The organism is Sphaerisporangium krabiense (assembly GCF_014200435.1).
Lineage (GTDB): Bacteria > Actinomycetota > Actinomycetes > Streptosporangiales > Streptosporangiaceae > Sphaerisporangium > Sphaerisporangium krabiense.
In genome coordinates, this window is sequence record NZ_JACHBR010000001.1 from 2,422,300 (window position 1) to 2,443,151 (window position 20,852).

21 protein-coding genes are annotated in these 20,852 nt (G+C 70.2%); 12 read left to right on the plus strand and 9 right to left on the minus strand.

The window, feature by feature from the left end; genetic code table 11:
- The first annotated feature begins 2 nt into the window (after nucleotides 1–2).
- The 4 genes from sigM (at nucleotide 3) to trxA (ending at nucleotide 3,161) form a co-directional block, all read left to right on the plus strand.
- The gene (gene sigM, locus BJ981_RS10595; protein ID WP_184610369.1) at nucleotides 3–647 is read left to right on the plus strand and encodes an RNA polymerase sigma factor SigM; all 645 of its coding nucleotides are present in this window, start codon (nucleotides 3–5) and stop codon (nucleotides 645–647) included.
- The gene (locus BJ981_RS10600) at nucleotides 637–1,623 is read left to right on the plus strand and encodes an anti-sigma factor family protein (RefSeq protein ID WP_184610371.1); all 987 of its coding nucleotides are present in this window, start codon (nucleotides 637–639) and stop codon (nucleotides 1,621–1,623) included. The genes sigM and BJ981_RS10600 overlap by 11 nt, the downstream gene beginning before the upstream one ends.
- Nucleotides 1,624–1,884: 261 nt before the next feature.
- A complete protein-coding gene (gene trxB / locus BJ981_RS10605) occupies nucleotides 1,885–2,826 on the plus strand; it encodes a thioredoxin-disulfide reductase (RefSeq protein WP_184610373.1) in 942 nt (313 codons plus the stop codon).
- 11 nt (nucleotides 2,827–2,837) lie between these two features.
- Nucleotides 2,838–3,161 (plus strand): thioredoxin, encoded by a 324-nt coding sequence (gene trxA / locus BJ981_RS10610; RefSeq protein ID WP_221314684.1) that lies wholly within the window; start codon nucleotides 2,838–2,840, stop codon nucleotides 3,159–3,161.
- Nucleotides 3,162–3,290: 129 nt separating this feature from the next.
- Here trxA and BJ981_RS10615 read toward each other — a convergent pair whose 3' ends face one another.
- Nucleotides 3,291–3,893 (minus strand): GNAT family N-acetyltransferase, encoded by a 603-nt coding sequence (locus tag BJ981_RS10615; RefSeq protein WP_239139355.1) that lies wholly within the window; start codon nucleotides 3,891–3,893, stop codon nucleotides 3,291–3,293.
- Between the two features lie 391 nt (nucleotides 3,894–4,284).
- On the opposite strand from BJ981_RS10615, the gene BJ981_RS10620 reads away from it, so the two are divergent.
- The 3 genes from BJ981_RS10620 (at nucleotide 4,285) to BJ981_RS10630 (ending at nucleotide 7,693) form a co-directional block, all read left to right on the plus strand.
- Entirely contained in the window at nucleotides 4,285–5,517 is a 1,233-nt protein-coding gene (locus tag BJ981_RS10620) for an aminotransferase-like domain-containing protein (RefSeq protein ID WP_184615896.1), read from the plus strand.
- Between the two features lie 107 nt (nucleotides 5,518–5,624).
- A complete protein-coding gene (locus BJ981_RS10625; protein ID WP_184610377.1) occupies nucleotides 5,625–6,581 on the plus strand; it encodes a D-alanine--D-alanine ligase family protein in 957 nt (318 codons plus the stop codon).
- A 65-nt stretch (nucleotides 6,582–6,646) separates the two neighbouring features.
- The gene (locus BJ981_RS10630; RefSeq protein ID WP_184610379.1) at nucleotides 6,647–7,693 is read left to right on the plus strand and encodes a threonine aldolase family protein; all 1,047 of its coding nucleotides are present in this window, start codon (nucleotides 6,647–6,649) and stop codon (nucleotides 7,691–7,693) included.
- A 51-nt stretch (nucleotides 7,694–7,744) separates the two neighbouring features.
- Here BJ981_RS10630 and BJ981_RS10635 read toward each other — a convergent pair whose 3' ends face one another.
- The 8 genes from BJ981_RS10635 to rpmH all read right to left on the minus strand — a co-directional run bounded on the left by BJ981_RS10635 (nucleotide 7,745) and on the right by rpmH (nucleotide 13,412).
- Nucleotides 7,745–8,692 carry a ParB/RepB/Spo0J family partition protein gene (locus BJ981_RS10635; protein ID WP_184610380.1) on the minus strand — a complete coding sequence of 316 codons (948 nt, stop codon included), beginning with the start codon at nucleotides 8,690–8,692 and terminating at the stop codon, nucleotides 7,745–7,747.
- 139 nt (nucleotides 8,693–8,831) lie between these two features.
- Nucleotides 8,832–9,647: a ParA family protein gene (locus tag BJ981_RS10640; RefSeq protein WP_184610382.1), complete on the minus strand. Its 816-nt coding sequence runs from the start codon at nucleotides 9,645–9,647 to the stop codon at nucleotides 8,832–8,834.
- Nucleotides 9,648–9,898: 251 nt separating this feature from the next.
- Nucleotides 9,899–10,588, minus strand: coding sequence for a 16S rRNA (guanine(527)-N(7))-methyltransferase RsmG (rsmG, locus tag BJ981_RS10645; RefSeq protein ID WP_184610384.1), 690 nt, complete (start codon nucleotides 10,586–10,588; stop codon nucleotides 9,899–9,901).
- 331 nt (nucleotides 10,589–10,919) lie between these two features.
- The gene (locus BJ981_RS10650) at nucleotides 10,920–11,432 is read right to left on the minus strand and encodes a Jag family protein (protein ID WP_204070364.1); all 513 of its coding nucleotides are present in this window, start codon (nucleotides 11,430–11,432) and stop codon (nucleotides 10,920–10,922) included.
- Nucleotides 11,433–11,456: 24 nt separating this feature from the next.
- The gene (gene yidC / locus BJ981_RS10655; RefSeq protein WP_184610386.1) at nucleotides 11,457–12,425 is read right to left on the minus strand and encodes a membrane protein insertase YidC; all 969 of its coding nucleotides are present in this window, start codon (nucleotides 12,423–12,425) and stop codon (nucleotides 11,457–11,459) included.
- A 4-nt stretch (nucleotides 12,426–12,429) separates the two neighbouring features.
- Nucleotides 12,430–12,687, minus strand: coding sequence for a membrane protein insertion efficiency factor YidD (gene yidD, locus BJ981_RS10660; protein WP_239139369.1), 258 nt, complete (start codon nucleotides 12,685–12,687; stop codon nucleotides 12,430–12,432).
- A 95-nt stretch (nucleotides 12,688–12,782) separates the two neighbouring features.
- Nucleotides 12,783–13,154 carry a ribonuclease P protein component gene (gene rnpA, locus BJ981_RS10665; RefSeq protein WP_221315014.1) on the minus strand — a complete coding sequence of 124 codons (372 nt, stop codon included), beginning with the start codon at nucleotides 13,152–13,154 and terminating at the stop codon, nucleotides 12,783–12,785.
- Between the two features lie 120 nt (nucleotides 13,155–13,274).
- The gene (gene rpmH / locus BJ981_RS10670; protein WP_012895733.1) at nucleotides 13,275–13,412 is read right to left on the minus strand and encodes a 50S ribosomal protein L34; all 138 of its coding nucleotides are present in this window, start codon (nucleotides 13,410–13,412) and stop codon (nucleotides 13,275–13,277) included.
- Nucleotides 13,413–13,960: 548 nt separating this feature from the next.
- Here rpmH and dnaA point away from each other — a divergent pair.
- The 5 genes from dnaA (at nucleotide 13,961) to BJ981_RS10695 (ending at nucleotide 20,668) form a co-directional block, all read left to right on the plus strand.
- Nucleotides 13,961–15,922 carry a chromosomal replication initiator protein DnaA gene (gene dnaA / locus BJ981_RS10675; RefSeq protein ID WP_184610392.1) on the plus strand — a complete coding sequence of 654 codons (1,962 nt, stop codon included), beginning with the start codon at nucleotides 13,961–13,963 and terminating at the stop codon, nucleotides 15,920–15,922.
- A gap of 603 nt (nucleotides 15,923–16,525) precedes the next feature.
- Nucleotides 16,526–17,659, plus strand: a complete 1,134-nt coding sequence (gene dnaN / locus BJ981_RS10680; RefSeq protein WP_184610394.1) for a DNA polymerase III subunit beta — start codon at nucleotides 16,526–16,528, stop codon at nucleotides 17,657–17,659.
- A gap of 19 nt (nucleotides 17,660–17,678) precedes the next feature.
- Nucleotides 17,679–18,701: a phosphogluconate dehydrogenase (NAD(+)-dependent, decarboxylating) gene (gnd, locus tag BJ981_RS10685; protein ID WP_275422306.1), complete on the plus strand. Its 1,023-nt coding sequence runs from the start codon at nucleotides 17,679–17,681 to the stop codon at nucleotides 18,699–18,701.
- 190 nt (nucleotides 18,702–18,891) lie between these two features.
- Nucleotides 18,892–20,139, plus strand: coding sequence for a DNA replication/repair protein RecF (gene recF / locus BJ981_RS10690; protein WP_184610397.1), 1,248 nt, complete (start codon nucleotides 18,892–18,894; stop codon nucleotides 20,137–20,139).
- Complete coding sequence (locus BJ981_RS10695; RefSeq protein ID WP_239139356.1) at nucleotides 20,129–20,668, plus strand: DciA family protein; 540 nt, start codon at nucleotides 20,129–20,131, stop codon at nucleotides 20,666–20,668. The genes recF and BJ981_RS10695 overlap by 11 nt, the downstream gene beginning before the upstream one ends.
- Nucleotides 20,669–20,852: the final 184 nt, after the last annotated feature.

The following is a 20,852-nucleotide window of genomic DNA, read 5'->3' on the forward strand; positions in this document are numbered from 1 at the left end:
TTGTGAACCTTCCCCCCGATAGCCCACCGGCGGCACAGCAGGCCGCAGGGTCCGCGTCGTCCGACGCCGACCTGCTGACCCGCCATATCGGCGGTGATCCACACGCATTCAGCGAGATCGTCCGCCGCCACCGAGACCGCATGTGGGCCGTGGCCCTGCGCACTCTCGGTGACCCGGACGAGGCGGCCGACGCCGTGCAGGACGCCTTCGTCTCCGCCTACCGCAAGGCCGAGAGCTTCCGCGGCGAGGCGGCGGTCACCACCTGGCTGCACCGCATCGTCGTCAACGCCTGCCTCGACCGCATGCGCCGCAAGTCGATCCGCCCGGTCGCCGACGACGAGCTCGTCGAGGCCGCCGAGCGGGACACCCCGATCCCCGACCACACGGGCGACCGCGACGTGTCCATGGAGGTCACGGCGGCGCTGAAGCTCCTGCCCGCCGACCAGCGGGCCGCCCTGGTGCTCGTCGACATGATGGGCTACTCCGTGGAGGACGCCGCCCAGGTGCTCGACGTGCCGACCGGCACCATCAAGAGCCGCTGCGCGCGGGGCCGCGCCAAACTTGCCCCGATTCTTTCGCATCTGCGGAACCGTTCCGACCTAACTCGCGTCTCATCCGCGAAGGGAGCAGAACTTCGTGACGGGTGATACGCACTACGACTTCGAGGTCCTCGCCGAACTGGCAGAGGGTCTCCTCGACGTCGACACAGCCGCGCGGGTCCGCGAGCATCTCGCGGTATGCGACCCCTGCGGGGAGAGCCTCGCCGAGCTGGCCGCGGTCCGCGAGTTGCTCGCGGCCATGCCGGTGCCGGCGATGCCCATGGGTGTGGCGCTTCGCATCGACAAGGCCCTGAACGCCGAGGCGGAGTCCCGGCGGGAAGGCGGCCTGAAGCTCGACGAGGCGCCCGACTGGGACCGCATCATGGCGGGTTCCCCCTGGGAGACCCCTGCGGCGCCGCCCGAGGTGGCGCCCGCGGCCGTGGAGAGCACCGAAGAGGTCGTCCCGCTCGGCGTCGTCGCCGACGACGGCACGATCGTCCCGGCCAGGCGCAGGCGCGCGTCCCGGCGGCGTCCGTGGGCCATGCCCGTGGCGGCCAGCGTCGCCGCCGCCGTCGTGATCGGAGGGGCGGGGCTGACCTCCAGCCTGCTGTCCGCCTCCGGTGGCGAGCGAGGGTCGGGCGGCTCGACCGTCGCCCTGCCGGAGCCGACGGCCCAGACGCCCACCAGGCAGGCGACCAGAGGAGTGACCGGCCCGGGCTCGACCAGCCCCGGTTCGACCCAGCCGCGTGGCTACGTGGTCGGCAAGAGCGACTACAACTACTCCAGCAGCGTCCTGGACGGCCCGCTGGTCACGTACTTCGGCGCGACGGGACCGATCGTGGAGGGCTCGGCGTCCGCCGACCCCACCGTCGACCGCTGCGTGTCGAAGATCTCCGCGCGCGTGGGCAAGCGGCTCCACACCAAGCCGCCCACGCCCATCGGCGTCGACCAGGGGTTCTACGAGGGCAACGAGGCCACGGTCATGGCCTTCTGGAAGGACCGTTTCCGCAACGCCGTCTGGGTGTACGTCGTCAACGACGACTGCGCCAACGTGCGGCCGCCCGCGGTGAGCCGCTGGCAGTAGTACCGGTAACCAAGGGAAACCAAGGAATACAGGGCGCCCTGCCCGCCGACACGTGATCGAAGTCCCCCGGGGAAGTACCCTCGGGGGACTTCGTCGTGTCGGCGGGCGGTGCCTGGGGGGCCGGGAATGGCCGGCGCCTAGGATCTGTTGAGGCGACTGGCACCGACGACGAGGCGGCAACGACCGGCGGGTGCGGCGGCGCAGGGGTCCCGGACCTGCGGTCGAGCCAGTGACCATCCACGGGCAGGAGAGGCTGGAAGCGTGAGCGACGTCCGTAATGTCATCATCATCGGATCGGGGCCCGCCGGTTACACGGCTGCGGTCTACGCCGCGCGCGCGGACCTCAATCCGCTCGTGTTCGAGGGCTCGGTCACCGCGGGTGGCGCGCTCATGAACACCACGGATGTGGAGAACTACCCCGGCTTCCCCGACGGCATCCTGGGCCCGGAGCTGATGGACAACTTCCGCAAGCAGGCGGAGCGCTTCGGCGCCGAGCTCGTGGCCGACGACGTCGTCGAGGTCGACCTCACGCAGAGCCCCAAGGTGGTCAAGACCCACACCGACACCTACCTGGCCAGGACGGTGATCGTCGCGACCGGGTCCGGCTACCGCGAGCTCGGCCTGGAGAACGAGAAGCGGCTGTCCGGGCGCGGCGTCTCCTGGTGTGCCACCTGTGACGGCTTCTTCTTCCGCGACCAGGACATCGTGGTGGTCGGCGGTGGCGACACCGCGATGGAGGAGGCCACCTTCCTGAGCCGGTTCGCCCGCTCGGTGACGGTGATCCACCGCCGCGACTCGCTCCGCGCCAGCAAGATCATGCAGGACCGCGCGTTCGCCAACGAGAAGATCGGCTTCGTCTGGGACAGCGTGGTGACCGACGTGCTCGGCGACACCCGTGTCACCGGCGTGAAGGTGCAGAACCTCAGGACCGGTGAGGAGACCGAGCTCCCGGTGTCGGGCGTCTTCATCGCGATCGGGCACGACCCGCGCAGCGAGCTCTTCAAGGGCCAGCTCGACCTGGACGACGAGGGCTACGTCGTCGTGGACGCCCCCACCACCAAGACCAACATCGATGGCGTCTTCGCCGCCGGCGATGTCGTCGACCACACCTACCGCCAGGCGATCACGGCCGCGGGCACCGGCTGTTCTGCGTCGATCGACGCCGAGCGCTGGCTCGCCGACCACGCCACCGCACACAGTTAAGGGAGAGAACCTTGGGCGAGATCAAGTCCGTGACCGACGCCACGTTCGAGGCCGAAGTCCTCAAGAGCGACAAGCCGGTGCTCGTGGACTTCTGGGCCGAATGGTGCGGTCCGTGCCGCCAGGTCGCGCCGATCCTGCAGGAGATCGCGACCGAGCACGCCGACAAGCTCAGCATCGTCAAGATCAACATTGACGAGAATCCCGAGACTCCGCGGGACTACGGCGTACTCCAGATTCCGACCCTGAACGTCTACAAGGGTGGAGAGGTCGTGAAGCAGATCATCGGCGCCAAGCCGAAGGCCATGCTGCTCCGCGAGCTCGACGGCGTCATCTGACGCCCCTGCGGCCCGGTAAGAGCCGTACCACCGCTCTCTGAGCGGCACCCACTCAGGAGCCCTCCGTGCCAGACGGCGCGGGGGGCTCTGCGTATGTCCGGATGTCCGCGACGAAGGGCTGAGATCCCCTCAGACCGGGCGAAGGGCGCGTTCCGGGGTCATGGAGCCCAGGAGCCGTTCCAGGGCCACCTCGACGTCCTCACGCCATGAGGCGGCGGTCTTCAGCTCCAGCCGCAGGCGGGGAAAGCGCAAATGCGGCCTGACGGTCTTGAAACCCACCGCGAGCAGGTATTCGGCGGGGAGAACGCAGCCCGGCTGTTCCCATTTCAGGTCGCCGAACGCCTCGATCGCCCGCACGCCGCGCCGCGTGAGGTCTTTGGCCACGCCCTGGATCAGCATGCGGCCGAGGCCGCCGCCGGAGAACTCGGGCACGATGTGGGCGGTCATCAACAGGACGGCGTCGGCGCTCACCGGCGAGGTGGGGAAGGCGACGGAGCGCGGCACGTACAACGGGGGCGCGTACAGGACGAATCCGGCGGAAACCCCGTCGACGTAGCAGATCTTTCCGCAGCTTCCCCATTCGAGCAGGGTGGCGGAGATCCACGCCTCCTTTTCCAGTCCGGGGTCGCCGGCGAGTTGGGCGCGTTCTCCGCTCACGGGGTCGAGTTCCCAGAAGACGCAGCGCCGGCAGCGACGCGGCAGATCGTCGAGATTGTCGAGTGTGATGTTCACGAGCCGGCGCGACACCTCAGGACCCCCAATCCTTGCGAGACGAGCGCGAGTCATGGCGGAAAAGCCCATGAATTACGGCGTCTCCAGTCTGGCATGGTAGCCGAGTGAAAGCGGAATACGGCGATCTCGCCCTCCGACCCGCATGACCGGCCGCCGCGCCCCGCGATGAAGCGGGTAATTTGTACGCTTCGCGGCAGATGTCCGCTTAGTGGGGCAAATTCATGGGACACGACGGGCCGCTGCCGTACCCTGGTGTCTCCGGCGGGAAACCTGGCCGGCGACAACGAGGAGGTGGACCGTGACGCAAGAGCAGGATCACGGTCGGAGCACGGCGGCCCACGGGTCGCGCATCGACGCCTACATCGACCGGTACGCCGCACGCGCGGCCGGGATGGTGGCCTCCGAGGTCCGAGCTCTTTTCGCCGTCGCGTCGAGGCCCGAGGTGGTCTCGCTGGCCGGCGGCATGCCGTACGTCACGGCCCTCCCCCTCGACAGCGTCGGCGAGCTCGTCGCCGACCTCGTGGCACGGCGCGGCACGGTCGCGCTCCAGTACGGCTCCGGCCAGGGCGACGCGCACCTGCGCGAGCAGATCTGCGAGGTCATGCGCCTGGAGGGCATCGAGGCGGGCGCGGACGACGTCGTCGTCACCGTCGGCTCCCAGCAGGCGCTCGACCTGATCACCCGCATCTTCATCGACCCGGGCGACGTGATCCTTGCCGAGGGCCCGTCCTACGTCGGCGCGCTCGGCACGTTCGCGGCCTACGAGGCGTCCGTTCTCCACGTCGCCATGGACGACCACGGGCTCGTCCCCGAGGCGCTCGCCGAGACGATCGCCTCGCTGGCGCGCCAGGGCCGCCGCATCAAGTTCCTCTACACCATCCCGAACTTCCAGAACCCCGCCGGCGTCACGCTCAGCGTGGCCCGCCGCCGCCAGGTGCTGGAGATCTGCCGCCGGGCCGGCGTGCTCGTCGTGGAGGACAACCCTTACGGGCTCCTCGGCTTCGACGGCGAGCCGATGCGGGCGTTACGAGCGGACGACCCGGAAGGGGTCGTGTACCTGGGGTCGTTCTCCAAGACGCTCGCGCCGGGCTTCCGGGTCGGCTGGGCGCTCGCCCCGCACGCCGTCAGGGACAAGCTGGTGCTGGCGATGGAGTCGGCCGTGCTGTCGCACTCCAGCTTCTCCCAGCTCGCCGTCGGGCAGTACCTGGCCACCCAGCCATGGCGTGAGCAGATCAAGACGTTCCGCGAGCTGTACCGCGAGCGCCGTGACACCATGCTCACCGCGCTGGAGGCGCTCATGCCGTCCGGGTGCTCCTGGACCCGCCCCGCGGGCGGGTTCTTCGTGTGGATGACGCTCCCCGAGGGGCTGGACTCCAAGGCCATCCTGCCGCGGGCGGTCGCCGAGCGGGTGGCGTTCGTGCCCGGCACCGGCTTCTACGCCGACGGGTCCGGCGCCCGCAACATGCGCCTGTCGTACTGCTACCCCGAGCCGCACCGCATCCGCGAGGGCGTGCGGCGCCTGGCGGGCGTGATCGAGCAGGAACTGGTGATCCGCGACACGTTCGGCACCGGCTCGGCGCCCACGCACGCCGGGGTCGACACCCCCGGGCCCGACGTAGCCTGAAGTCGACGCGCGGCGCCCCTCCTGCCGGCGGGGCGCCGCGGCACGTCCTCCGGTCCTCTCGTCTGAGGACCGGTCTGTCTCATCTGCGGAAACGAGAAAGGTGCTCGATGAGCGATCTCGGCCATGTGCTGGTGCTGGCGGGCGGGTTGTCCTACGAGCGCGAGGTCTCGCTGCGCTCGGGCCGCCGGGTGAGCGAGGTGCTCCGCGCCGCCGGCATCGACGTCGAGACGCGCGACACCGACGCCTCCCTGGTGCCCTCCGTCCTCGCCGACCCGCCGGACGCGGTGTTCGTGACCCTGCACGGCGGCAGCGGAGAGGACGGCGCGATCCGCTCGGTGCTGGAGCTGCTCTCGGTCCCGTACGTGGGCGCGGCGCCGGACGCCTGCCGGATCGCCTTCGACAAGCCGACCGCCAAGACCGTCGTACGATCGGTCGGGGTGCGCACGCCCGAGGCGGTCGTCCTGCCCAAGGAGACCTTCCACGACCTCGGCGCCACGGCCGTGCTGGCCCGCATCATCGACCGCCTGGGGCTGCCGCTGTTCGTCAAGCCGTCGCGCGGCGGGTCGGCGCTCGGGGCGTCCATCGTCCGCAAGGCGGACGAGCTGCCGGCCGCGATGGTCGGCTGCTTCGCGTACGGGGACACCGCGCTGGTCGAGCGGTACATCGAGGGCGTGGAGGTCGCGGTGTCCGTCATCGACGCCGGCGACGGCCCCGCGGCGCTGCCGCCCGTCGAGATCGTCGCGGACGAGGGCGTGTACGACTACTCCGCCCGTTACACCGCCGGGCACACCGAGTTCTTCGCCCCCGCGCGGCTGCGCCCGGAGGTCGCCGAGGCGTGCGCCCAGATGGCGATCACCGCGCACACGGCCCTCGGCCTGCGCGACCTGTCACGCACCGACATCATCGTCGACGCCTCCGGTCAGCCCTACTTCCTGGAGGTCAACGTGGCGCCCGGCATGACGGAGACCTCGCTGCTGCCCATGGCGGCGGAGGCCGCCGGGCAGGATCTGTCGCAGATCTGCGCGTCCCTGCTGCGCGCCGCGGTCCGCCGCGCCGCCGCCTAGTGTCCCGGGGCGGGTCCTCGCATCCGCCCCCTCTGACGCCGACCCACGCGGCATAGCCTTGCGGCGTGATCGAAACCCTTTACCCCAAGAGCTTCGCCAGTGACAACCACGCGGGCGCGCATCCCTCCGTGGTGGCCGCCGCCGTCGCCGCCAACGAGGGGGACGCGCCCGCCTACGGGGACGACCGGTGGACGGACGTGCTCGCCGGGCAAATCCGTGCCGAGTTCGGGGACGCGGCCGCCAGCCTGGTCGTCCTGAACGGCACCGGGGCCAACATGCTCAGCCTCAGCCTCCTGCTGGGGCGGCGGTACGAGGCGGTCATCTGCCCGGACACCGCGCACATCGCCACGCACGAGACGGGCGCGGCCGAGCGTGTCCTCGGCGTCAAGCTGATCACGGTGCCGACGCCCGACGGGAAGCTCACGCCCGGGGACGTGACCGCCCGCCTGGGCGGGCGCGGCAACATCAGCGAGGTGCAGCCGAGCGTCGTCTCCATCTCACAGGTGACGGAGCTCGGCACCTGCTACACGCCGGACGAGGTCGCCGCGCTGGCCGACGCGGCGCACGCCCACGGCATGGCGCTGCACGTGGACGGCGCCCGCCTGGCCAACGCGGCCGCCTTCCTCGGGTGCTCGCTGCGCGAGCTGACGACCGACGCCGGCGTGGACGTGGTGAGCTTCGGCGCCAGCAAGAACGGCGCGATGGTCGGCGAGGCGGTGGTGGTGCTGCGCCGCGAACTCGCGCAGGCGGGTCCGTTCCTGCGTCGCCAGACGCTGCAGCTCGCCTCCAAGATGCGCTTCGTCTCGGCGCAGATCTCCGCGCTGCTCACCGACGGGCTCTGGCGCCGGAACGCCGATCAGGCCAACGCCATGGCCCGCCGGCTCGCCGACGGCGTGGCCGGCCTTACCGGGCTGGCGATCCGCTGGCCGGTCGAGTCGAACGCCGTCTTCGCCTCGCTGCCCATGGCGGCGGTCGACGAGCTGCGCGCCCGCTTCGCCTTCCACGTGTGGGACGAGAACACCGGCACCGTCCGCTGGATGACCGCCTTCGACACCACGCCGGAGGACGTGGACACGTTCGTGGCGGCGATCCGCCAGGTGCTCAAGAGCTGACTCCGCTGGGGCGCGTGTTTCACGTGAAACGGCGCCCCAGGACGGCCCGCATCAGTCCTCCAGCGCCGCTCCGGGAGCCATGGCGCTGATGATGCGCTCAAGGTCGTCCATCGAGGCGAACTCCACGACGATACGTCCCTTGCGCCGGCCGAGATCGACCTTCACGCGGGTCTCGAAGTGGTCGGAGAGCCGGTGGGCGAGGTGGGCCAGCGTCGGGTCGGGGGCGTCCTTGGCACGACGGGCGCGCGGCGCCGGCGCGGCGGTCGCCTCCCCCATCGAGACGATCTCTTCCACGGTGCGGACGGACAGGCCCTCGGCGACGATGCGGGAGGCGAGGTGTTCCTGCGCCGCCGGATCGCTGAGCGTGAGGAGCGCCCGGGCATGGCCCGCGCTGATCGTGCCGGCCGCGACGCGAAGCTGGACGTTGCCCGGCAGGTTCAGCAGGCGGAGCGTGTTGGTGATGTGCGAGCGGGACCGTCCGACGCGCTGGGCGAGCTGCTCGTGGGTGGCGCCGAAGTCGTCCAGGAGCTGCCGGTAGGCCGCCGCTTCTTCCAGCGCGTTGAGCTGCTCCCGCTGCAGGTTCTCGATCAGGGCGTCGCGCAGCATCGCGTCGTCCTGGGTGTTCCTGACGATGGCGGGGATCTCGTCGAGCCCGAGGAGCTTGGACGCCCGCCAGCGCCGCTCCCCCATGATCAGCTCGTAGTTTCCCTCACCGAGGGAACGCACGACGATCGGCTGGAGGAGACCGACCTCGCGGATGGAGTCGGCCAGCTCGGTGATGGCGTCCTCGTCGAAGATCTCACGGGGCTGCCGCGGGTTCCTCGTGATCGACTTGACGGGGATCTCCATGAAATAGGCGCCCGCAACGGGCTTCGGCCCGTCGTCCACCGGAGCGGCCTCGGGAACCGTGCCCGTACCGCCCGCCGCCTCGACGATCGGCCCGGTGGGGATCAGGGCGCCGAGTCCCTTCCCCAATCCACCACGCCTCTGCTGAGCCACGACTTCCTCCTCGCCCAACGGCCCGCTCGCACGGGACGGCCGTCCTCGTCGCCGCCGCCGCGTCTTCGACTTGATCCTGACGTACCGCTCGGGCCCGGCGCGTGCCCTTCTCCGCAGAAGGCCCCGCCACCGGGCCGGGTCAGCCTTCCGCCACCGTGGCCCCCCGGTAGGCGAGTTCGCGGGCGGCGTCCATGTAGGCCATGGCGCCGCTGGAGCCGGCGTCGTAGGTGAGCACGGACTGCCCGTAGCTCGGCGCCTCCGACACCCGGACGCTGCGCGGGATCACCGTGTTCAGCACCGTGTCCCCGAAGTGCGAGCGCACCTCGTCGGCGACCTGGGACGCCAGCCGTGTACGGCCGTCGTACATGGTGAGCAGGATCGTGGAGACCTTCAGCACCTGGTTCAGGTGTACGCGGACCAGCTCGACGTTCTGGAGGAGCTGGCTGACCCCTTCGAGCGCGTAGTACTCGCACTGGATGGGAATCATGACCTCTTCCGCCGCGACCATGGCGTTCACGGTGAGCAGGCCGAGCGAGGGCGGGCAGTCGATGAGGATGTAGTCGAGCTCGACGGCGTCGTAGGCCTCGAGGGCGCGCTTGAGCCGGGCCTCGCGCGCCACCAGCGACACCAGCTCGATCTCGGCGCCGGCCAGCCCGATCGTCGCGGGCGCGCAGTAGAGGTTGGGCATGTCCGGCACCGGCCTGACGATCTCGGCGAGCGCCATGTCCTCGACCAGCACCTGATAGACGGACGGGATGTCGCCGCGGTGCTCGACGGACAAGGCCGTCGAGGCGTTGCCCTGGGGGTCGAGGTCCACGACCAGGACGCGCTGGCCGTGCATCGACAGCCCCGCGGCCAGGTTCACCGCCGTGGTGGTCTTGCCCACGCCGCCCTTCTGGTTGGCGATGGTGATGACGCGACGCTTGGGAGGACGGGGCCAGTCGCCCTCACGCATACCTGAGGAGTAGCCGATCGAAGCGGCGGCCACGGGAGCTGACGGGGCTGTTTCACGTGAAACCACTGAGCTGAGCGCCTCTCGGACCAGCGGCGAATCGCCGGAGTTACGGGGGGACTGTGACACGGCCGTCGTCCTTTCAACCGGCACGGCGTGGGTTGACGGCCAACCGAGGCCGGACGGCCTCCCGCTTGTGGCGGAGACATGACTACCCGGCCAGCCAAGGCCGCCTGCCGTGTCCGGCATAACCGTCACCTCTTCCGTCGGCGCCGCGTGGCTTGCGCGCTTCGAGCTGGCGAGCGTCCGGCGACCACCCGGACAAGAGTCGCGGGCGGATCGACCTTACCGCGCCCGACCGTGACAAGTTCGGCGGTCTCCGCCCCATAGGAGCGCAATTGTTGTGTCGCGGCGTCCAACTCCTCCGCGGCGCGCTCCCCCTTCATCGCCAGGAGCAGGCCGCCGGGCCGGAGAAGGGGCATGGACCACGAGAGCAGACGGTCCAGGGGCGCCACCGCGCGGGCGGAGGCCACGTCGAAGGTGCGCTTGCCGGCGAGCTCCTCGGCACGCCCGCGCAGCACCTCGACGTTGTCGAGCTTCAGCCCCTCCACGCACTCCTCCAGGAAGGTGGTCCTGCGCAGCAGAGGTTCCAGAAGAGTGACGTGGACGTCGGGTCGCACGATGGCCAGCACCAAACCGGGGAGGCCCGCGCCCGAGCCGATGTCGACGAGGTGCGCCGCCTGCGGCACCGCCTCGGCCACCACGGCGCAGTTCAGCAGATGTCGATCCCAGACGCGCGGGATCTCTCTCGGCCCGAGAAGCCCCCGCACGACACCGGGACCGGCCAGCATCTCCGCGAACGCCTGGGCCCGGGGCCATGCTTCGCCGGTGAAAACCTCGCGCGCCACAGCGGGCGCGTCGGGCAGCTCGTCGCTTTCCGCCATCACTCACTCAACTAGAACGGTCACAGCATCCCCGCGTAAGGGTAGCCGTCCCGGCGGTCTTCATCGCTCCGACGCGGCGGTGGTGTGGACGACGCGCACGCGCGGCATGGGCCGCCGGCCAGGGGGTCGGGGGTCATCGCCGGTCCAAGAGCCGGTCAAAGATCGCGATGACGGGGGAGGGGCGGCCGGAATCCGTCCGGCCGGGAGGTTACAACATAAACGACGCATCGGATGCCCGGCTCCTCCTCGCCGGAAAGAGCCTGGAAAACCGACAGGCCGCCGGTCCCTCTCGGGACCGGCGGCCTGCGTCGTTCGGGGCCCGGCTGACGCGTCAGGCGGGCAGGACGACGACGTAGCGGTCGGGCTCCTCGCCCTCGGACTCGCTGCGCAGCCCGGCGGCCGCCACGGCGTCGTGCACGATCTTGCGCTCGAACGGCGTCATCGGCTGGAGGGACTTGGCCTCGCCGGAACGCTTGACGTCCTCGGCCGCCTTCGCGCCGAGCTTGCTCAGCTCGGCGCGCCTGCCCTGGCGGTAGCCGCCCACGTCGAGCATGAGCCGGGAGCGCTCGCCCGTGCGGCGGTGGACCGCCAGGCGGGTCAGTTCCTGCAGGGCCTCCAGGACCTCACCGTTGGGGCCGACGAGATGCCCGCCCTTGATGTCGACGATGGAGACCAGGGCGCGGTCGCCTTCGACGTCCATGTCGATGTCGCCGTCGAGGTCGGCGATGTCCAGCAGCCCTTCGAGGTAGTCGGCCGCGATCTCGCCCTCCTGCTCCAGGGCGGCGACGTCAGGGGCGGCCTTCACGGCGGCCTGCTGCGCCTGTTCCTCGTTGACCTCTGTCACGTCCGGACTCCTTTAGACAACCGGCTACGACTTCTTGGTACCTGTGCGCTTGCTGCGCGGCTGCCTGCTGGGCTGCTGGCGGATGATCTTCTGCTCGGGCGCGGGCGGCGCGTCCTCAGGCGCGTCCGCCTGCTTGGCGGCGGTCTTGCCCGGAAGGATCCTGCTCAGCAGCCCTGGCTTGGGCTCAGGCTGCACCACGTTGCCCTTGGCGTCGACGACCGGCATCGGGTGACGGCTGTAGAACCAATGCTGCTGACCGAGCGTCCACAGGTTGGTGGTGACCCAGTAAAGGATAAGCCCGAGCGCGAAGTTCAGGCTGAACACCGCGAACAGTGGCGAGATGTACATCAAGATCTTCTGCTGCTGGGCCATCGGGTTGTCCGCCATCTGCGCCATGGAGCGCCTGACGCTCTGCCGGACGGTCAGGAAGGTGGTGGTGGAGCTGATGGCCACGAAGACGCCGAGCACGATCTTCGTGACGATCGGATCGGCTCCGAAGGCCTGGATGTCGTGGGCGCTGGTGAAGAACGTCGCCGGCACCGGCGCGCCGAAGATGTGCGCGGCACGGGCGCTGTCGACCATCTCCTGGGTCATGCCGTGCGCGGCCTTGTCCTCGGCGATGGAGCGCAGCACGGTGAAGACCGAGATGAAGATCGGGAACTGTGCCACGATCGGCAGGCAGCCCCCGAGGGGGTTGGCGCCGGCCGTCTGGTACAGCTTCATGACCTCCTGGTTCATGCGCTGCTTGTCGTTCTTGTACTTCTTGCGCAGCTCTTGGACCTTGGGGGCCAGCTCCTGCATCTTCTTGGAGGAGCGCATCTGCTTCAGGAAGAGCGGGAAGATCAGCAATCGCATCAGCACGGTGAGCGTGATGATGGTCAAGGCCCAGTTCAACCCGTTGTCGGGCGGGATGATGACGCTGTAGGCCCCGTGGATCCAGGCGATCACCGTAGCGACCGCCTTGTACAGCGGCTCCAGGAATGTCAGCTCCACCGAGCTAGCTCCCTTGCGTTTCGTCGTGGGACCGGACCGGGCGCGGAGGCACCGGGTCGTAACCTCCCGGGTGGAAGGGGTGGCAACGCCCGATTCGCCGGACGGTCATCCACAGCCCCCGCGCCGCGCCGTGGACGGCGATCGCTTCGAGGCCATAGGCACTGCAGGATGGTTCGAAGCGGCATCGCGGCCCGAGGAGGGGGCTGATGAAGGCTCGATAGAACCGGATCGGGCCCAGCAGGACCCGCGCCGCCGGAGAGATCGCCGCCGAGGGCGGCGTCGGGCTCGGGACGGCGCCCGGCAGCGTGAAGCGCACCGGGGTGGCAGCCCGTGTCCCGGCCTCCGTGTCTCGGCTTGTCATGATCGTCCATCCGTCGCGGCCGGACGACCCTGCCGCCTTTCAGGCGACCGCCGCCCGATCAGTCGATCCAGCGCGACGTCGAGCTCGGCGGCGAGGTGCTCGCTTCGCGCGGACGCCGCCTGTGGATTGGCGCGTACAACAAGCAGGCTACCTCTCGGTAGAGAGTGGAGGCGGTGCCGCATGAGGTGACGCAGGCGACGCTTGACGCGGTTCCTGACGACCGCGCCGCCGACGGCCTTGGAGACCACGAAGCCGACCAGGGGCGGGGCCTGGGGATCGCCCCGATCGCTCAGGTGGGCGACAAGGGTGGGGCGTCCGGCGCGTCTTCCTCCCCGGATCGCGTTCGCGAACTCCTCACCCCGGCGCATGCGGGAGGCGGACGGCAACACGAGCGGACCTGCTTTCAGGCCGGCACGGGTCCGGGCACGGCTATCGCCCGCCGGTCAGTTCCGACGGGCGAACGAACACGCACCGGACGCTCCGCGCCGTCAGGCGGAGAGCTCCACGCGGCCCTTGCGACGGCGGGCGGCGAGGATCGCGCGGCCGGCCCGCGTGCGCATGCGCAGCCGGAAGCCGTGGGTCTTCGCGCGGCGACGGTTGTTCGGCTGGAAAGTACGCTTGCTCACGAGTGGGCTCCAGGCTTGAGTTCACCCGCACGCGGTGCGGGTGAGTGACACACAGGGCAAGGCCTGTCGGATGCGCGGGCACGCCGAAGCGCCGTCGCGCGACAAGCCGACCGTCGTACGTTACGGGCCACACGGGTCGTAGGTCAAACCGGGCGCGCTGGCCTCGTGCCGCGCCGCAGGTTATCCACTGTTCCACAGCCCCTTTTTTCACCGGCGCCACGTCATCCACAGGATGTGCATCATGGCTCCCCCGGCCAGCCACTAGGCTGTGGACAACGTCTTGAACAGGGGTGTGCACAGCGCTACTGTCGGCCCTCCGGAACCTTCCCTCCCGCTCGTCGAAGTGCATGGAAGCGCGTCCGAGGGTTGTGGAAAGAATGTGGACCCAGTGTGGACCATGTGTGGACCACCGAGAGGAGCCTGCGGACAACGCTGTGGGGACAGCCGCGAGGCCCGGCACCGGCGGAGTTCGCTCCGGCGGGAGTCCATGTGGATAACGAATCGCGGCGAGCGTGCGGGGGCCGCGTCAAGGGAGGAGGGGCCGACCAATGGATGGCGTCGACCTCGGCACGTTGTGGGCCCGGGCGCTGGAGAGCTTCGCGGAAGGCAGTGTCCCGCCCCAGCACCGTGCCTGGCTGACCATGACGCAGCCCATCGGGCTCACCAATGGCACGATCCTCCTCGCCGCGCCCAACGACTTCGCCAAGGACGTCCTGGAGACCAAGCTCCTGCCGATGCTCGCGCACGCGCTGTCCCAGGGGTACGGCCGCCCGCTGCGCCTGGCCGTCATCGTCGACCCGACGGCCGGGGCCGGCGACGCCCGGCCTCCGCACGCGGACGGTTATCCCCAGGGAGCGGCGCCCAGGAACGACGGTTATCCCCAAGGTGGACAACCGCAGCAGGGCTACGGAAAGCCTGGTGGGCAAGGGTCTTTGCCGCAGGTCCCGTCGCGCGAGCCCGGGATATCCACCGGCTATCCACAGGCGAGGCCACAGGATCGGCCGTTCTCCTACGGCTATGGGGGAAACTCCGAGGGCTCCTACGACGACGCGCCCGGAGGGGCGTCCCAGGGATATCCACAGGACGGCTACCAGGGGCAGGATTCCTTCGGCGACCGCCGGGACAAGGGCCCCGACCAGGCGTCCTCGCCCGACGCGCCCGCGGCCGAGCAGTCGTACCCGCGTGAGGACGACGGCCGGCGCTTTCCCCACGGCGACGCGCCGCAGCCGTTCCCCCGGGGGGACTCCTTTCCCCGTGGCGAGGCTCCGCAGCGTTTTCCCCGCGATGACCAGCAGTTCTCCCGGGGTGAGGGCGACCGGCCGTACGCCTCCTCGTCCACGGGCGGGTACGCCGTCCAGCCGTCGTATCCGGGCAGGCCGGAGGCACAGCCGCCGCGCCCGCGCCAGGACGCGGATGGTTTCGACCGTCCTGTGCAGAACCGCTGGGACAGCCGGGGCGGGAAACCGAGCGAGCCCGCCCGGCTCAACCCCAAGTACACCTTCGAGACGTTCGTCATCGGCGCGTCGAACCGGTTCGCGCACGCGGCCGCGGTCGCGGTGGCCGAGGCGCCGGCGAAGGCGTACAACCCCCTGTTCATCTACGGCGATTCGGGGCTGGGGAAAACCCACCTGCTCCATGCGATCGGGCATTACGCCCAACGGCTCTACGACGGCGCCCGGGTGAGGTACGTGAGCTCGGAAGAGTTCACCAACGACTTCATCAACTCGATCCGCGACCACAAGGCGGACGGTTTCCGCGCCCGGTACCGGGCTGTGGACATCCTGCTCGTGGACGACATCCAGTTCCTGGAGGGCAAGGAGCAGACGCAGGAGGAGTTCTTCCACACCTTCAACACCCTCCACAACGCCAACAAGCAGATCGTGATCTCCAGCGACCGCGCGCCCAAGCAGCTCGTCACCCTGGAGGATCGTCTGCGCAACCGGTTCGAGTGGGGGCTGATCACGGACGTGCAGCCGCCGGAGCTGGAGACGCGCATCGCGATCCTGCGCAAGAAGGCGATCCAGGAAGGGCTCGCCGCCCCTGGTGACGTGCTCGAATACATCGCGAGCAAGATCTCGACCAACATCCGCGAGCTGGAGGGCGCGCTGATCCGCGTCACGGCGTTCGCCAGCCTGAACCGCCAGTCGGTCGACCTTCAACTCGCCGAGGTCGTGCTGAAGGACCTCATCACCGAGGACTCCAGCACCGAGATCACCATCGCCACGATCATGGCGCAGACCGCCGCGTACTTCGGGCTGTCCATCGACGACCTGTGCGGAAGCTCGCGGTCGCGGGTGCTGGTCACCGCACGCCAGATCGCCATGTACCTGGCGCGCGAGCTCACCGACCTCTCGCTCCCCAAGATCGGCCAGCAGTTCGGCGGGCGGGACCACACCACCGTCATGCACGCGGAACGCAAGATCAGGTCGCTGATGGCGGAGCGCAGGTCGATGTACAACCAGGTCACGGAGCTGACGAACCGCATCAAACAGAACAGCCGCAGCGCCTGATGATCCACAGCCTGTGGATAACCCTGTGGATCAGGGCACAGTATCGGTGAATACGGCGAAACCGGCGCCAGAGACGCGAACAAGCAAGCGATCGGCCAAGAAAATGAACGTCAGCGCCTGGGGACAACTCTGGGGACATCCTGGGGAAGACCTGGGGACATCCTGGGGACGAGCTGGGGACGCCCTGTGGGTAGTGCCACAGGACCCTCCGAAGCTGGAGCCCTACCCCGTGGATAACCGGTGGAAACCTCGTGGATATCTCGTGGATGAAGACCCCCGAATCTGGGGACGGCCTGTGCGTAACCTTCGGTCATCCCCAGGCCGGGCCGCGATACCCACCGGTCATCCCCAGGCCCGGTGGACAACTAAGGGCCTCTGAGCTGGGAAGACACTAGACTTCCACAGTATCCACGGCCCCTAATGAGATGACCTGTATCTCTCTCTATCTAGAACTCAAGACCCATAGAAGGGTTCCGGCGGTGCTCCGGCGCGCGAGGGTGAAAACTTGCACCGACGGCGCGGAGCGCCCGGGCCGGGAGGAAGCTCCCCGCCGGCGCCCAGCTACCGACAGGCTCACAGCCCATCAACAGGAGGCGGATCCACGTGATGTTCCGGGTCGACCGAGACGTGCTCGCAGAGGCTGTGGCGTGGACCGCCCGCAGCCTGCCCGCGAGGCCGTCCGTGCCGGTGCTCGCCGGCATGCGGCTTGAGGTCACCGACCAGCAGCAGCTCAAGCTCTCCGGGTTCGACTACGAGGTGTCCGCCGAGGTGACCCTGGAGTTGCAGACCGGCGACCCCGGCGTGGTGCTCGTCTCCGGCAGGCTCCTCGCCGAGATCACCCGCGCGCTTCCCGCACAGCCTGTGGATTTCGTGGTGGAAGGCGCGAAAGCGGTGGTCACCTGCGGCAGCGCCAGATTCACCCTGTTGACGATGCCTGTGGAGGACTACCCCTCCCTGCCCGCGATGCCCCCTGCGGCGGGCCGCGTCGGCAGCGACGTGTTCTCCTCCGCCGTCGCCCAGGTCGCCGTCGCCGCCGGCAAGGACGACACGCTGCCCATGCTCACCGGCGTGCGCATGGAGATCGAGGGCGACACCGTCACCCTCGCCGCGACCGACCGCTACCGCCTCGCCGTGCGCGAGCTCAAGTGGCAGCCGGACCAGCCCGACTTCTCGGCGATCGCGATGATCCCGGGCCGCACGCTCGCCGACACCGCCAAGTCGCTCACCACCGGCGCCGAGGTCGAGATCGCGCTCAGCTCCACCGGCGGCACCGGCGAGGGCATGATCGGCTTCTCCAGCGCCGGGCGCCGCACCACCACCCGCCTGCTGGACCCGGAGTTCCCCAAGTACCGCTCGCTGCTGCCCACCGAGTTCTCCGCCCACGCCGACCTGGCGACCTCCGCGTTCGTCGAGGCCGTCAAGCGCGTCGCGCTGGTCGCCGAGCGCAACACCCCGGTGCGGCTGGCGTTCCACGGTGGCGAGGTCGTGCTGGAGGCGGGCAGCGGCGACGAGGCGCAGGCGGTCGAGGTCCTGCCGGTCGACTTCGACGGCGACGAGATCAACATCGCCTTCAACCACCAGTTCCTGCTGGAGGGCCTCGGCGCGATCGACTCCGACGTCGCCCGGCTGCAGTTCACCACGTCCACCAAGCCGGCGATCCTCACCGGGAAACCGGTAGATGACGGGATGACGCCCGACTACCGTTACCTCATCATGCCGATCCGCCTCTCCAGCTAGGATCCCGGTCGCTCGCCCGATTGGACGGGAAAAGGCCGGGTACGGCGCGAACGGGCGTCGTGAACGAGGAAGACCTTCATCGAGGGGTGTGGCGGACATGCAGATCGGCATGATCGGGCTCGGCAAGATGGGCGGCAACATGGCCGAGCGGCTGCGGCGCGCCGGTCATGACGTGGTCGGGTACGACCGCGACCCCAAGGTCAGCGACGTCGGCGGCCTGAGCGAGCTGGTCGAGCGCCTGAACACCCCTCGGGCGGTCTGGGTGATGGTCCCCGCGGGCGACCCGACCAGGGCGACGATCGGGGAGCTGGGCGAGCTGCTCTCGCCCGGCGACATCGTCATCGACGGAGGCAACTCGCACTACCTCGACGACCAGAAGCACGCCGAGGAGCTCGCCGCCAAGGGCATCTCGTTCGTGGACGTCGGCGTCAGCGGCGGCGTGTGGGGCCTGCGCAACGGCTACGCCCTCATGGTCGGCGGCGAGGCGGACGCCGTCCACACGCTGATGCCCGTCTTCGAGACGCTCAAGCCCGAGGGCGAAGACGGTTTCGTCCACGCCGGCAAGGTCGGCGCGGGGCATTTCGCCAAGATGGTCCACAACGGCATCGAGTACGGCGTCATGCAGGCGTTCGCCGAGGGCTGGGAGCTCCTGGAGGCCACGGACCTCGTCACCGACGTCCCCGCCACCTTCAAGAGCTGGCGCACCGGCACGGTGATCCGCTCCTGGCTGCTCGACCTGCTGGTCCGCGCCCTGGAGGAGGACGCCGACCTGTCGGAGCTGAAGGGCTACGCCGAGGACTCCGGCGAGGGCCGCTGGACGGTCCAGGCCGCCGTCGACCACGCCGTCCCGCTCCCGGCGATCACCGCCGCGCTGTACGCCCGTTTCGCCTCCCGTCAGGAGGACTCCCCGGCGATGAAGATGGTCGCGGCGCTGCGCAACCAGTTCGGCGGCCACGCCGTCTCCTCGGCCGAGGGGCAGCACGCCAAGGGCGCGGACTCCCCGGGCGCCGACGTCACCCCGCCCGTGGAGGCCCAGGGCTGAACCCATCGAGGGGCACACCTCCGCCTGTACGGCCGCACAAGGCCCTCAGGAGCCCCGTTGCGCCCCTTTGGCATCTCCTTCATCACCCGGCGGGCAAGCGGGCCCCCAGGCGCCGTACATCGCCACGGGAAACCGTCGCGGGGGGCGAGACGGGCCCATGTTGTCGTAGGGGCCCACTAACCTTCGTGAGGTGCATGTCGCCCATCTGTCGCTGACCGACTTCCGGTCCTACTCCGCCGTGGAGCTGGCCCTGGAGCCGGGGGTGACGGCGTTCGTGGGGCCCAACGGCCAGGGCAAGACCAACCTGGTCGAGGCGCTCGGCTACGTCGCGACGCTGGGCAGCTTCAGGGTGGCCACCGACGCCCCCCTCGTGCGGCAGGGGGCCGCGCGGGCGATCATCCGTTCCGTCGTGGTCCGCGACGAGCGCCGCGCCCTGGTCGAGCTGGAGATCAACCCGGGCCGCGCCAACCGGGCCCGGCTCAACCGCTCCCCCGTGTCGCGGCCCCGCGACGTCCTCGGCCTGCTGCGCGTGGTGCTCTTCGCGCCCGAGGACCTCACGCTGGTGAAGGGCGACCCCTCCGACCGCCGCCGTTTCCTGGACGATCTGCTGGTCGCCCGCGCGCCGCGCTTCGCCGGCGTCCGCGCCGACTACGACCGCGTCCTCAAGCAGCGCGGCGCCCTGCTGCGCAGCGCCATGCAGTCCAGGCAGGGCCGGCGCCAGAGCCCGCGCCGCCAGGAGGCCGAGTCGGGCTTCTCGGCGGCCGGCGCGGGCGACGCCCTGTCCACCCTGGAGGTGTGGGACGTCCACCTCGCGCGCCACGGCGCCGAGCTGCTGGCCGCGCGGCTGGAGCTGGTCGAGGCGCTGCGCCCGTACGTGGCGCGGGCGTACGCGCTGCTCGCCCCCGCCTCCGCGCCCGCCGGCATCGCCTACCGCGGCACGTTGTCCACGGAATCCACGGCCTCCGCCGGGGATGGCGGCCTGGTGGCGGCCGAGGACGGTCCGCCGTCCACAGGCGCGGGCGTCCTTGTGACCGACCGCGCGGCCCTGGAGGCGGCCCTGCGGGCGGCGCTGCTGGAGGCCCGCCCGGCCGAGCTGGAACGCGGCGTCACGCTGGTCGGCCCGCACCGCGACGATCTCTTCCTCAGCCTCGGCGAGCTTCCCGCGCGCGGCTACGCCAGCCACGGCGAGTCCTGGTCGTTCGCGCTCGCCCTGCGGCTGGCCGCCTATGACCTGCTCAGGGCCGAGGGCGGCGACCCTGTCCTGATCCTCGACGACGTCTTCGCCGAGCTCGACAGCCGCAGGCGCCGCAGCCTCGCCGACATCGTGGCCTCCGCCGAGCAGGTGCTGATCACGGCCGCGGTGCCGGAGGACGTCCCCGCGCAGCTCGCCGGTGCCCGTTTCGACGTCGCGGAAGGGAGCGTCACCCGTGTCCGGTGATCCGGCCGTCGAGAAGACGGCGACGGGAGTGCAGTCGTCCGAGGGTCTGGCCGCGCGGGGGGCGGCGCTGGCGCGCGAGAAGCTGGCGCAGGCGAAGGCGGACGCCGCCAAGCGCGGCCGCCTGCCGCGGCGCGAGCCCCGGCGCAGGTCGGCGGCGGCGCGGCGCGAGTCCGGCGACCCTCAGCTCTTCGGCCGCGCCATCCGCGACCTGCTCGCCGACCGCGGGTGGGAGCAGCCGGTCGCCGTGGGAGGCGTGTTCGGCCGCTGGCACGAGATCGTCGGCCCCGACCTCGCCGCCCACACCAAGCCCGAGACCTTCGCCGACGGAGAGGTGCTGGTCGTCGCCGACTCCACCGCCTGGGCGACACAGGTGCGCCTGCTGGCGTCCACGCTGGTCAGACGGCTGAACGAGGAGCTCGGCGACGGTACTGTGCAGAGGGTGAAGGTGCGCGGGCCGCAGAACGGCCCCAGGCCCACGGGTGGCCTGCGCGTTACCGGAAGCAGGGGACCCGGCGACACCTACGGCTGAGCGCCCTGGCCCGGGCGCGGGTCCAACCCGCCGGAGCGAGGCGGTCACCCCCCGGAAACCGATCAGAATCCCGTTGGCGGTGATGACCCCCATCCCCGGTGGGGGGATGCCGAAGAGGGTATTCAACGCCCGACAGGCCACCACAGCCGTCGTCAATGCCACCTGATGCGCTTCTGACCGGTAG